Below are 12329 nucleotides of genomic sequence, written 5' to 3'. Positions count from 1 at the left end.
ATGGAACGCATCAATCAAACGCTCGCCCAAATGATGAACCGAAAAGAAGTGCGGGAAGCGTACGAATCGATTCGCCGACGCACCCTCGAACATCCAGAAGTCGTCGCCTTTTTAAAGGCGCATCCGGAGTTAGACGAGACGGCGGTCGAGGTCGGCTTCACGAAGCTCAGTGAATATGCGGAACAGATGGACGGCAAGAAACTCATCGAGGAGCAGGCCGTCATCCCGGGTCATCAGCCGGTACTTTATGTCGACCTTGGTCAAATCGCAATCCGTTATGAAGAGACGGTGAAGCATCGTCAAGCACGGCGCCAAAAAGAGATGGACCGGAAGTTCAAAAGCCTCTTCTTGCCGGAAGAAGTGCGAGAGGCGAGCTTTGAATCGTTCGACTGGTCCGATGACGCCCGTAAAATCGCACTCCGTGAATCGATGCGGTTCGTCTCAGGGATGAAGACCCGCCAAAAAGTGAACGGCTTATACCTTCACGGCAGCTTCGGCGTCGGGAAGACATACTTGCTCGCGGCGATTGCCAATGAGTTGAAAGTGGCGGACATCGAGACGATCCTTGTCCACGCCCCAGGATTCGTCTCGGAAGCAAAACGGAAAATCCGGACCGATTCGTTCGATTCGTTTTTGACGTCGTTCCAACATGTGCCCGTCCTGTTGATTGATGACATCGGGGCCGAGGCGATCAGTCCGTGGGTACGGGATGAACTGTTCGGCATCATCTTGCAATATCGCATGATGCATCGCTTGCCGACGCTTTACAGCTCGAACTTCAGCGGGGAAGAGCTCGAGACCCACTTCTCGATTGATGGTTCGCCACAGAACAAAATGAAGGCGCAGCGGCTCATGCAGCGCATCTCGACGACGACGACGCAAATCGAGTTAAAAGGTGAGAATCGTCGGCGGTAAAGGGATTGTATTTCTGGAACGAGTTGACTATACTAATAAGCATATAACCGATGCATTGAAGAGGACATGAGACGTCGTAACGGGTTTCAAAGCGAGGGAAGGCTGGTGAGAGCTTCCTAAACACGCCGATCGCCTTACTCCCTCAGAGCACCGTACGGGTCAATCGTGCGGCGATTCACACTCGTTATCGTGTGTTCGAGCCAAGCGAATCGCTTGGGAACGAGGGTGGTACCACGAGAATCAAAGCTCGTCCCTTTCATAGGGATGGGCTTTTTTTATTTTCTTTTAAATGTAGAGAGGGGAAGTTGACACATGATTCAATTGACATTTCCAGATGGGGCCGTCAAAGAGTTTGAGGCCGGAATCACAGCAGAAGAAGTAGCAGGTTCGATCAGTCCGGGACTTCGTAAAAAAGCGATCGCCGCAAAAATCGACGGTGAGATGATCGATTATCGCCGCCCAATCGAACACGACGGCAACATCGAGCTCGTCATGCCCGACTCAGAGGACGGCATCGATTTGATGCGCCACTCGTCAGCCCACTTGATGGCCCAAGCCATCAAACGGTTGTACGGTGAAGAAGGTAGCATCTATCTCGGGATCGGACCGACAATCGAGAACGGCTTCTATTATGACATCGAGATGGACCGTCGTATCAACGAGGAAGACCTTCCAGAAATCGAGAAGATGATGAAACGGATCGTCGACGAGAACTTAGATATCACGCGCGAAGTCGTCTCACGCGACGAGGCGCTCGAGCGCTACAAACAGCTCGGGGACCCGCTCAAAATCGAGTTGATTGAAGATATCCCGGCGAGCGAGACGCTCACGATTTACCATCAAGGTGAATTCTTCGACTTGTGCCGCGGGCCACACGTCCCATCGACATCGAAGTTGAAAGTGTTCAAGTTGATGAGCGTGGCCGGCGCATACTGGCGCGGCGACTCGGACAATAAGATGCTGCAACGGATTTACGGGACGGCGTTCGCGACGAAAGAACAACTCGCGGAACACTTGCGTCTGTTAGAAGAAGCGAAAGAGCGCGACCACCGCAAGCTCGGGAAAGAGCTCGACCTCTTCTTCGTATCACAAGAAGTCGGTCAAGGCTTGCCGATGTGGCTCCCGAAAGGTGCCTCGATTCGTCGTACGGTCGAGCGTTATATCGTCGACAAAGAACTCGAGCTCGGTTACCAACACGTCTATACACCGGTCCTCGGTTCGGTTGACCTGTATAAGACATCAGGGCACTGGGATCACTATCAAGACGACATGTTCCCAAAAATGGAGATGGACAACGAAGAACTCGTCCTTCGCCCGATGAACTGTCCGCACCACATGACGATTTACAAACATGAGCCGCGCTCATACCGTGAGCTCCCGCTCCGTATCGCCGAGCTCGGTGGCATGCACCGTTACGAGATGTCAGGGGCACTCACAGGCCTTCAGCGCGTCCGTTACATGGTGTTGAACGACGGACACACGTTCGTCACGCCAGAGCAGATGAAGCAAGAGTTCAAAGATATCGTCCACTTGATTCAAGAAGTGTACGCCGACTTTGGTATCAAGGATTATCGTTTCCGCTTGTCGTACCGTGACCCGGCTGACAAAGAGAAGTACTTCGACAACGATGCGATTTGGGAAACAGCGCAACGTCAATTGAAAGAGACGATGGACGAGCTCGGCCTCCCGTATTTCGAAGCCGAAGGCGAAGCGGCGTTCTACGGACCGAAGCTTGACGTTCAAGTCCGGACGGCGCTCGGAAAAGAAGAGACGTTGTCGACAGTCCAACTCGACTTCTTGCTCCCTGAGCGGTTCGATTTGACATACACAGGGCCAGACGGCAAAGATCATCGTCCGATCGTCCTTCACCGTGGTGTCGTCTCGACGATGGAGCGTTTCGTCGCTTACTTGATTGAAGAGTATAAAGGGGCGTTCCCGACATGGCTCGCACCAGTTCAAGTCAAATTGATTCCTGTTTCGCACGTCCACGACGAATATGTCGCAGAAGTGAAGGCAGAGCTCGTCAAGCGCGGCGTCCGTGTCGAAACGGACCTCCGTGACGAAAAACTCGGCTATAAGATCCGCGAAGCCCAGATGAAGAAAATTCCGATGACACTTGTCCTCGGTGATAAAGAACGCGATGAGCGTGCGGTCAACATCCGTCGCTACGGACAGCAAGAACAAGTATCGGCCACACTCGATGCCTTCTTGTCATCCCTCACAGACGAAATCGCGAACCGTTCACGTTAATCGGTCGACCATCCTTCACCGGAAGGGTGGTCGTTTTTTTCGGTCTCAAGACGGATGCGGAACAAGGGATGGAGACGTAAGGTAGAAGAAAGGAGTGATTCATTTTGAATTATATGAAACCATTAGTGGCGCTCACGATCGGTTCGGTCGTCGCGACAAGCATGATTCCAAAAGTAAACGCAGAAGCCATCGTCGATGATACAATCGTCACACTCGGCGAATCATTATCGGCCAGCCAACGAGACTGGGTGCTCGAACGAGTCGAGGCGCCGGCCGGGATTGAGCCGATTATCACAACCGTGGCCGATGAAGAAAAATATTTAGGGGATGCCGTCCCACAAGCACAGCGCGGCGGGGGCATGTACTCATCAGCCCGCATCAAACTGACTGACGGGACAGGTCTCGATATTAAAACGGAAAACGTGACATGGGTCACCGAAGATATGTATGCGAACGCACTCGTGACCGCCGGTGTCACCGATGCCGACATTTATATCACGTCACCGATTCGCGTCACCGGGACGTCGGCGCTCACGGGCATTATGAAAGCGTACGATCAGACGGCGGCCGAGACGGGCATTCAATTGTCCGAGGAGCGGAAAGACTTGGCGCAGGAAGAACTGGCCGTCACGTCTGAAATCGGGAAGACGGTCGGTCAAGAAGACGTAGCCGGTCTCATGAACGAGATTAAAGCTGAGATTGCGAACAAGGCACCGGAGACGAACATCGAGATTCGCGATATCGTCATCCAAGTGTTGAATCAAAACAACGTCCAATTGTCCGATACGCAGTTGACGCAATTGACGACGCTGTTCGAGAACATGCAACAAGCGAATCTGGATTGGGGAGCGATTAGCAACGGGCTACAAGGGGCCGGTCAAGACGTCCAGGCGTTCCTCGAGACCGAGGAAGTCCAAGGCTTCTTCGCTCGTTTGTTCGAGGCGCTCAGCAATTTCTTCAAGTCGTTGACGAATTGATTGATGTTGACCACATGACAGATGGTATTAAAAAAGGGCGAGCGCCCTTTTTTAATACCATCGTTTATGGATATAGTCGCGAGCGGACTCATGGTCGTCGACGATCTTCAACGTGATGCGGTTCATTTCTTCTAATAAGTCCGTCAACACCGCTTCAAGCTTGGCATCACTCACCTCATGGTGGTGCATCGTCTCTTGTACGATGTGTTTGATTTGGTCGTGATAGTCATGGTCGTCCTTCACGTGCTTTCTCCAAGACACGGTCCATCCCTCCTTTTTTATTTTATTCCCTCGCAAAAGGTATTGCGAAACAGCGAAATGACTGTTATCATCATAAAAGTGTGAGCTACCAATTATTCATGCGCGAATTCTTGACATCTTAATCCTATTGGTGTTAAGATGACATAGTGATTAAATACAACAAAGCAGAAGCGCCCGCTTCTCACCTCGTCCGAACAGATTCGGTCAGGTCCATCATGTACGTGAAGCAGTCGAGCTTTGGTCTCTGCTGTCTCCGAAATGATGTGTGGGCGGGAAACTGCCGACGCTTTTTTTATTGCCATGTTGTCTTATCAATCTAAAACTCGTGCAACCGCACGATGGAGGTGCTAACCATTAGCAAAGAGCTCTTTATCAACGAAAACATTCGTGCCCGTGAAGTTCGCTTAATTGGAGCGGACGGTGCACAACTCGGTGTGCAATCGCGTAATGAAGCATTACGTTTAGCAGAAGAGGCTGAACTCGATCTCGTCTTGGTCGCCGACAAAGCTAACCCACCGGTCGCTAAAATCATGGACTATGGAAAATACCGTTTCGAACTCCAGAAAAAGGAGAAAGAAGCGCGTAAAAACCAAAAGGTCATCCAATTGAAAGAAGTGCGCCTCAGCCCGACAATCGAGGAAAACGATTTCCAAACGAAATTGCGTAACGCTCGCAAATTCCTTGAAAATGGTAACAAAGTGAAAGCGTCAATCCGTTTCCGCGGACGCGCCATCACACACTCGGAAATCGGCCGACGCGTCATGGAAAAATTGGCGGCGGAATGTGCCGACTTGGCAACAGTTGAGCAAAAGCCGAAGATGGAAGGACGCAGCATGTTCTTAGTGCTGGCTCCGAAGAAAGAAGATTAATCATCGAGTCATAGTGGGGAGGAAATACTCATGCCGAAAATGAAATCGCACCGTGGTGCTTCTAAACGTTTCAAACGTACTGCATCAGGTAAACTCAAGCGTTCACACGCTTACACAAGTCACTTGTTTGGTAACAAATCGACTAAAGCGAAACGTAAGCTCCGTAAAGGTGCTATCGTCTCAGCTGGAGACTTCAAACGCATTCGCAACATGATCGCGAAGTAATACAGAAAGAATTTAGGAGGGAAACCATATGCCACGCGTAAAAGGCGGTTATACGACTCGTCAACGTCGTAAAAAGCAAATCAAGCTTGCCAAAGGTTATTTTGGCTCGAAACACATTCTATTTAAAGTAGCAAAACAACAAGTCATGAAGTCACTCATGTACGCTTACCGTGACCGTCGTCAAAAGAAACGTGATTTCCGTCGTCTTTGGATCACACGTATCAATGCGGCAGCACGCACAAACGGTCTTTCATACAGCCGTATGATGCACGGCCTCAAGCTTGCAGGAATCGACATCAACCGTAAGATGCTTGCTGAGCTTGCTGTGACAGATGCACAGGCATTCGCGTCACTTGCTGATACAGCTAAATCAAAATTGAACGCGTAATCGTTCAATCGACAGCGCCGAGACCTTATCTCGGCGCTTTCTTTTTTCTGATTAATTCCTTAAACTTAAGATAAGGAGGGCGGACTATGAATCAATCTGTCTTGGCCATCGTCGCGTTGGCACTCATCGTCTTGAACGTCTATACGTACGTGCAAGCGAAACGGTACACGCTCGGCGAAGGTGATTTCAACGTCTTATATGCTTATGCCGGCGGTGCGATTGGTGCTCTGTTCGGGCTTCATTTGACGCGTAAAAAGGCGGTTCATGCCCCAAAAAGCGTTCAAATACAAGTATTGATTTTGGCAGTCGGCTGGTCTTTAATGATTTTAGTACTGCTTTGAATGCAGAATAGGAGGAGCAACCGGTGAACTGGACAACATTATTTGATCGGCAGCGTGAATTAGATGAGCGGATCAAAGAAGAACATCAACTATCCGGGAACCAATTTGATGAGCGGCTGCTCGCTTTGCTCGTCGAACTTGGTGAACTCGCCAATGAGACCCGTAGTTTTAAATTTTGGTCAACGAAGGGCCCGTCGCCTCAAGACGTGATCTTAGAAGAGTATGTCGACGGCATTCATTTCTTATTGTCGCTCGGTCTTGCCCTCGGGTATGAACGCGATTCGTTCCCGGCAGGTAGCTCGTATCTTGATGCGACTGACGCTTTTTTAGACGTGTTCCGCAAAGTGACGAACTTTGGTTTGTCGAAGACGGAACCGATGTACGAGACGCTGATGGCGGCTTATCTCGAACTTGGCTATACGCTCGGCATCAACGAAGAGTTGATGGAGATGGCGTATATGGCGAAAAATGAAAAGAACCATGAGCGACAAAATCAAGGTTACTAATCGAAACGAAGGAGCGATGTCCCATGAACGAATCATTACATATGCTGAAACGCTTGACGGATGCCACCGGTGTCCCGGGAAATGAAGGAGAAGTCCGCTCATTGATGCGCGAATACTTGGAGCCTCACGTGGAAGCGTTCGAACAAGACGGACTAGGCAGTCTGTTTGGACGGGTGACGGGCAAGGCGGATGGTCCGCGTGTCATGATTGCCGGCCATATGGATGAAGTCGGCTTCATGGTGACACGAATCGAAGAAGGCGGCTTCTTACGTTTCCAAGCGCTCGGTGGCTGGTGGAACCAAGTATTGCTCGCGCAACGCATGGACGTCGTCACACGCTCAGGCGAAAAAATCCCTGGGGTCATCGGTGCGAAACCGCCGCACGTGCTTCCGCTCGAAGCGCGCAAGAAACCTGTCGAGATTAAAGACATGTTCCTTGATATCGGCGCGACGTCGAAAGACCAAGTCGCGGAGTGGGGCATTCGCCCGGGCGATACGGTCGTCCCGCACTGTGAGTTCACGGTCATGAAAAATGAAGACTTCTTGATGGCCAAAGCGTGGGATAACCGAATCGGTTGTGCCATCGCCATCGAGGCGGCGAAACGATTGAAAGACGACGAAGTTCCGGGTGTCGTCTTTACAGGAGCGACGGTCCAAGAAGAAGTCGGGTTGCGCGGTGCCGTCACGGCCGCCAACTTGGTCAAACCGGATGTCGCCATCGCCGTCGATACGGGAATTCCAGGAGATACACCAGGGATGACACCGGCAGAAGGCTTGTCGAAACTCGGGGAAGGCGTTCAAGTCATCTTCTTTGATGCGACGACCATCACGAACCCACGCCTCATCGATTTAATCGTCGAAGTGGCGAAAGAGAACGACATCAAGTACCAATTGGATTTGACGCCGGGCGGTGGAACGGACGCTGGACGCTTCCATTTGGCAGGTGTCGGGATGCCGGCCGTCGCGCTCACGGTACCGGTCCGTTATTTGCATACGAATGTCTCGATCATTCACAAAGCAGATTATGAAGCAGCCGTCGATTTGGTCGTAGCGCTCACGAAACGACTCGACCACGAAACGGTTCAATGGTTGAAAGAGGGATAATATGACGAAAATCACGTCTACGAAAAGTGAGACGATTAAGCGCTTAAAGCGTTTGATGACGAAAAAAGGCAGACAAGAGTCCGGACAATTTTTGGTCGAAGGCGAGCATTTGGTCGACGAGGCCATCCGTGCCGGACGTCTCGTGCAGCTGATTATGGGGGAGTCGTATACCCCGAAAGGATCATGGCGCCTCGATGAGATGCCTGTTCTCGAACTATCTGACCATGTGGCTGACTTATTGTCAGAGACAGAGAAAACGCAAGGGGTGTTCGCTGTCGTCAAGATGGCCCCGGTCGAACGAAAGATGAAGCATGTGCTCGTCCTCGATCGAATCCAAGACCCAGGTAATCTCGGGACAATGATTCGAACGGCGGACGCGGCCGGCTTCGACACGGTCCTGCTCGGAAAAGGGACGGTCGACCCGTTCAATGCCAAAGTCGTGCGCGCGACACAAGGCTCTCTGTTTCACGTCAACGTGAGCTCGGTCGATTTACTCGAGACGTTGCCTGAATTGAAGAGCGAAGGGTTCCAGATTTACGGCACGGCGCTCGCGAAAGCGACATCGTATGAGCAAGTCAAGTTCAGTGAGAAGGTCGCGCTCGTCATCGGCAACGAGGCACAAGGCGTGCATCACGACGTGCTCGAATTATGTGATACCCGTGTCCATATCCCGGTTCTCGGCGATGCCGAATCGTTGAACGCGGCCGTCGCGGCCGGTATTCTCATGTATCGGATCGCGCTACAATAACCTTGTCAGCACTGACGAATCGTGATAGGTTAATTACATCGAACAAAATAACGAATAGACGTTGAAAGAGCATAGTACGCGAACTACCGAACGAGTACAGGGAGCATGGGCCGAGACTGCGAGCCGATGCCTTGGTCGGCGCCGAATTCACTCTCGAGTCGTGTTGGAGACAACACCGGGGTAGCATCCCGATACCGATGCTCTCAAGTGGGCCGATTTCGGCCAAGTAGGGTGGTACCGCGATTATTCGTCCCTTCAGTCATCGACTGAAGGGACTTTTTTTGTAGAGGAGGAAATAAATTATGAAAGAACAGTTGGAACAATTACAGCAAGAGGCGTTGCAGGAGATTCAAGCGGCGTCGTCACAAAAAGAGTTGAACGATGTCCGCATCAAATATTTAGGAAAAAAGGGGCCGATGACCGAGGTGCTCCGCGGGATGGGGAAACTCTCACCTGAAGAACGACCTGCCGTCGGTGAACTCGTCAACACGGTCCGGACGACAATCCAAGACACGTTAGAGGCACGAATCGAGGAAGTGAAGGCAGTCGAACTCGAAGCGAAACTTGCGGCGGAAACGATTGATGTCACGCTCCCGGGTCGGACGTCTCTGCCAGGACACACCCACTTGCTTCAACAGATCGTCGATGAGATGGAAGACTTATTCGTCGGTCTCGGCTATACGATTGCTGAAGGTCCGGAAGTCGAGACGGACTTGTACAATTTCGAGATGCTCAACCTCCCGAAAGATCATCCGGCCCGCGATATGCAGGATTCGTTCTATGTCACAGACGAGACGCTCCTCCGGACGCATACGTCCCCGGTTCAAGCACGGACGATGCTCCAAGCAGAAGGGAAGCCGATTCGTATCATCTGTCCGGGTAAAGTGTACCGTCGCGATGAGGATGACGCGACGCACTCGCATCAGTTCATGCAAATCGAAGGGCTCGTCATCGATGAGCATATCTCGATGGCTGATTTGAAAGGGACACTCGAATCGTTCGTCAAGCAGTTGTTCGGTGAGACGCGTGAGATTCGTCTCCGTCCGAGTTTCTTCCCGTTCACGGAGCCGTCGGTCGAAGTTGATATCTCTTGTTTCAAGTGCGGCGGCAAAGGCTGCAACGTCTGTAAGAAGACAGGCTGGATTGAGATTCTTGGTAGCGGGATGGTGCATCCACGTGTGCTCGAGATGGCAGGTTATGATTCGACGAAGATGTCTGGATTCGCATTCGGAATCGGTGTCGAACGGATGGCGATGCTAAAACATGGGGTGGATGATATCCGCCACTTCTATACAAACGACTTACGCTTCATCGAGCAATTCTAAGGGGGATCACACATGTTATTATCAAAAAAATGGTTGAATCAATATATTGATGTATCCGATTTGAGCGGACAAACGCTCGGCGACTTAATCACGAAAAACGGGATTGAAGTCGAGAGCGTCGTCAGTCGGTCGGAAGGCTTGTCGGGACTCGTCGTCGGGCATGTCCTCGCTTGTGAGAAGCATCCGGAGGCAGACAAGTTGAACGTAACGACGGTCAATATCGGTGCGGACAGCCCGGTTCAAATCGTCTGTGGCGCACCGAACGTCGCCGCCGGTCAACACGTCATCGTGGCGACGGTCGGAGCTCGTCTCCCAGGACTTAAAATCAAGAAAGCGAAGCTGCGCGGCGTCGAGTCGCAAGGAATGATTTGCTCGCTCGAGGAACTCGGATTCGAGAAAAAACAAATTCGCGAAGACGAGCAGGATGGGATTCATACGTTCCGAGAACCGGTCGAAGTCGGTGCGGACGTCATCCGCCTGTTAGACCTCGACGATGAAGTGATCGAGCTCGGATTGACACCGAACCGCTCGGATTGCTTGAGCCTTTACGGAATCATTCATGAAGTCGCGGCCATCCTCGAGCGTCCATACACATTACCGACTGCCGACGTGACGACAGATGTCGCGAACACGGTCAGCGTTCGTCTCGAGACAGACAACTGTCAGTACTATGCGACACGCCGTGTCGACGGCGTCGTTATCGGTGACTCGCCACAATGGTTAAAAAACATCTTGATTGCAGAGGGCGTTCGCCCGATCAACAACGTCGTCGATGTGACGAACTATGTCATGCTCGAGCTCGGTCAACCGCTTCATGCGTTCGATACGGCGAAACTCGGAACGACGATTGCGGTTCGTCAAGCACATGACGGGGAAGAAATCGTCACGCTCGATGATGTGACGCGCACGCTCGATGCCTCGATGATGGTCATCACGGACGGCGAGCAGCCTGTCGCCATCGCCGGCGTCATGGGTGGAGCGAACACCGAAGTCGATGCGACGACGTCGAGTATCATCCTCGAGTCAGCTTACTTCGCACCGGCATCGGTCCGTAAGACGAGCCGTACGCTCGGTTTACGCTCGGATTCGAGTGCCCGCTTTGAAAAAGGCGTCGACCCGGAACGGTTACAATTGGCGCTTGACCGCGCGGCCGAACTCATCGTCGAAGTGAGCGGTGGCACAATCAGCGACATCGTCGTCGCTGGGGACAAAGACTCGGCGGCACGGACGATTGACGTCTCGGTCGCTTATATCAACCATCGACTCGGAATGGACCTCGAGCAAGCGACGATCGTCCGCATCTTGGAACGTCTCGGTCTCGATGTGACCGGGGACGAGACGTTGACGGTCCACGTACCGTCGCGTCGCCCTGACTTGGAGTTGCCGGCTGACATCACGGAAGAAGTGGCACGCCTCTATGGCTATGACAGTCTACCGTCGAGCCTTCCGGCGTCACACTCGAAAGGGTACCTCCCGAAAGAGAACGTGTTGCGTCGTCGCGTCCGTCGTGTCCTCCAAGGCGCAGGACTGTCGCAAGCCATCACGTACTCGCTTACGAGCGTCGGGAATGCCTCGCGCTTCAGTGGGGCCGACTTGGCACAAGTGAACTTGGCAATGCCGATGAGCGAAGAGCGTTCGGTACTCCGGACATCGCTTATTCCAGGGTTGCTCGAGGCGGCTCGTTACAATACGTCGCGTCAACAAGCGAACGTGCGATTGTATGAGACAGGGCGCGTCTATGTCGAACAAGGCGAGACGTTGCCACGTGAAACGGAGCGCGTCGCCGGCGTATTGACGGGACTTTGGTACGATCACCGTTCACAAGGTACGCGTGTCCCGGTCGACTATTTCGTAGCCAAAGGAGCCGTCGAGACGCTCTTGGCTGCGCTACGTGTCGAAGCGACGTATGAGGCGGCCGTGATTGCGGATATGCACCCAGGTCGTACCGCCAACGTGCTCATCGACGGACGTGTCATCGGTTACGTCGGACAAGTCCACCCAGGCGTATCGAAAGACGTGTATGGATTGAAAGAAGTGTACGTGTTCGAACTCGACTTGGACGTATTGCAACAGTCAGCCGAGCTTATCTATGAAGACGTCCCACGTTTCCCATCGATCACACGTGATTTGGCGCTCGTGTTGAAACGGGATATCCCGGCCGGTCAAGTCGAAGCGACCATCAAACAGGCGGCAGGACCACTGTTGATTGACCTCGCTTTGTTCGATGTCTATATCGGGGAGAACGTAGGAGACGATGAGAAATCAATCGCCTTCTCGCTCAAGTATCAAGATCCGACCCGCACCCTTCAAGATGAAGAAGTGACGGCGTCGTATGAAGCGATTCTCACTGCCGTTCAAACGGCGCACGGTGCGGAAGTTCGCGCATAACGTAAAAATGGTGTCCACATGAGGTGGGCACCA

Annotated in this window: 13 protein-coding genes; 12 read left to right on the top strand and 1 reads right to left on the bottom strand. The window is 52.4% G+C overall.

Annotated features, from left to right (window positions below; genetic code table 11):
* The 3 genes from dnaI to KNO58_RS09560 all read left to right on the top strand — a co-directional run bounded on the left by dnaI (position 1) and on the right by KNO58_RS09560 (position 4142).
* Positions 1–915 (top strand): primosomal protein DnaI, encoded by a 915-nt coding sequence (gene dnaI / locus KNO58_RS09570; RefSeq protein ID WP_029595191.1) that lies wholly within the window; start codon positions 1–3, stop codon positions 913–915.
* A 312-nt stretch (positions 916–1227) separates the two neighbouring features.
* Positions 1228–3165 (top strand): threonine--tRNA ligase, encoded by a 1938-nt coding sequence (gene thrS / locus KNO58_RS09565; RefSeq protein WP_214753397.1) that lies wholly within the window; start codon positions 1228–1230, stop codon positions 3163–3165.
* A gap of 113 nt (positions 3166–3278) precedes the next feature.
* Positions 3279–4142: a DUF1002 domain-containing protein gene (locus tag KNO58_RS09560; protein WP_029595193.1), complete on the top strand. Its 864-nt coding sequence runs from the start codon at positions 3279–3281 to the stop codon at positions 4140–4142.
* Between the two features lie 51 nt (positions 4143–4193).
* Here the strand turns inward: KNO58_RS09560 and KNO58_RS09555 are convergent, their stop codons facing one another.
* Positions 4194–4403: a hypothetical protein gene (locus KNO58_RS09555; RefSeq protein WP_214753395.1), complete on the bottom strand. Its 210-nt coding sequence runs from the start codon at positions 4401–4403 to the stop codon at positions 4194–4196.
* A gap of 338 nt (positions 4404–4741) precedes the next feature.
* Here KNO58_RS09555 and infC point away from each other — a divergent pair, with 338 nt between their 5' ends.
* From infC to pheT, 9 genes are all read left to right on the top strand, one after another.
* A complete protein-coding gene (gene infC / locus KNO58_RS09550) occupies positions 4742–5272 on the top strand; it encodes a translation initiation factor IF-3 (protein WP_021065640.1) in 531 nt (176 codons plus the stop codon).
* Between the two features lie 30 nt (positions 5273–5302).
* Positions 5303–5497, top strand: coding sequence for a 50S ribosomal protein L35 (gene rpmI / locus KNO58_RS09545; protein WP_021065641.1), 195 nt, complete (start codon positions 5303–5305; stop codon positions 5495–5497).
* Between the two features lie 28 nt (positions 5498–5525).
* A complete protein-coding gene (rplT, locus tag KNO58_RS09540; protein WP_021065642.1) occupies positions 5526–5885 on the top strand; it encodes a 50S ribosomal protein L20 in 360 nt (119 codons plus the stop codon).
* A gap of 86 nt (positions 5886–5971) precedes the next feature.
* Positions 5972–6226: a hypothetical protein gene (locus KNO58_RS09535; protein ID WP_214753393.1), complete on the top strand. Its 255-nt coding sequence runs from the start codon at positions 5972–5974 to the stop codon at positions 6224–6226.
* 23 nt (positions 6227–6249) lie between these two features.
* A complete protein-coding gene (locus KNO58_RS09530; RefSeq protein ID WP_214753391.1) occupies positions 6250–6732 on the top strand; it encodes a dUTP diphosphatase in 483 nt (160 codons plus the stop codon).
* A 23-nt stretch (positions 6733–6755) separates the two neighbouring features.
* Entirely contained in the window at positions 6756–7835 is a 1080-nt protein-coding gene (locus tag KNO58_RS09525) for a M42 family metallopeptidase (protein WP_214753389.1), read from the top strand.
* A gap of 1 nt (position 7836) precedes the next feature.
* The gene (locus KNO58_RS09520) at positions 7837–8583 is read left to right on the top strand and encodes a TrmH family RNA methyltransferase (RefSeq protein WP_214753387.1); all 747 of its coding nucleotides are present in this window, start codon (positions 7837–7839) and stop codon (positions 8581–8583) included.
* A gap of 302 nt (positions 8584–8885) precedes the next feature.
* Positions 8886–9908 (top strand): phenylalanine--tRNA ligase subunit alpha, encoded by a 1023-nt coding sequence (gene pheS / locus KNO58_RS09515; RefSeq protein ID WP_214753385.1) that lies wholly within the window; start codon positions 8886–8888, stop codon positions 9906–9908.
* A gap of 12 nt (positions 9909–9920) precedes the next feature.
* Complete coding sequence (pheT, locus tag KNO58_RS09510) at positions 9921–12296, top strand: phenylalanine--tRNA ligase subunit beta (protein ID WP_214753382.1); 2376 nt, start codon at positions 9921–9923, stop codon at positions 12294–12296.
* Positions 12297–12329 lie beyond the last annotated feature (33 nt).

This window comes from Exiguobacterium sp. J17977 (assembly GCF_018616375.1).
In the GTDB taxonomy this organism is placed as follows: Bacteria; Bacillota; Bacilli; order Exiguobacteriales; family Exiguobacteriaceae; genus Exiguobacterium; species Exiguobacterium mexicanum.
This window is presented reverse-complemented; position numbering and strand designations above follow the sequence as displayed.

Coding starts and splice junctions, on each gene's coding strand:
- dnaI (WP_029595191.1), top strand. CDS start 1: ATGGAACGCATCAATCAAACGCTCGCCCAAATGATGAACCGAAAAGAA.
- thrS (WP_214753397.1), top strand. CDS start 1,228: ATGATTCAATTGACATTTCCAGATGGGGCCGTCAAAGAGTTTGAGGCC.
- KNO58_RS09560 (WP_029595193.1), top strand. CDS start 3,279: ATGAAACCATTAGTGGCGCTCACGATCGGTTCGGTCGTCGCGACAAGC.
- infC (WP_021065640.1), top strand. CDS start 4,742: ATGGAGGTGCTAACCATTAGCAAAGAGCTCTTTATCAACGAAAACATT.
- rpmI (WP_021065641.1), top strand. CDS start 5,303: ATGCCGAAAATGAAATCGCACCGTGGTGCTTCTAAACGTTTCAAACGT.
- rplT (WP_021065642.1), top strand. CDS start 5,526: ATGCCACGCGTAAAAGGCGGTTATACGACTCGTCAACGTCGTAAAAAG.
- KNO58_RS09535 (WP_214753393.1), top strand. CDS start 5,972: ATGAATCAATCTGTCTTGGCCATCGTCGCGTTGGCACTCATCGTCTTG.
- KNO58_RS09525 (WP_214753389.1), top strand. CDS start 6,756: ATGAACGAATCATTACATATGCTGAAACGCTTGACGGATGCCACCGGT.
- KNO58_RS09520 (WP_214753387.1), top strand. CDS start 7,837: ATGACGAAAATCACGTCTACGAAAAGTGAGACGATTAAGCGCTTAAAG.
- pheS (WP_214753385.1), top strand. CDS start 8,886: ATGAAAGAACAGTTGGAACAATTACAGCAAGAGGCGTTGCAGGAGATT.
- pheT (WP_214753382.1), top strand. CDS start 9,921: ATGTTATTATCAAAAAAATGGTTGAATCAATATATTGATGTATCCGAT.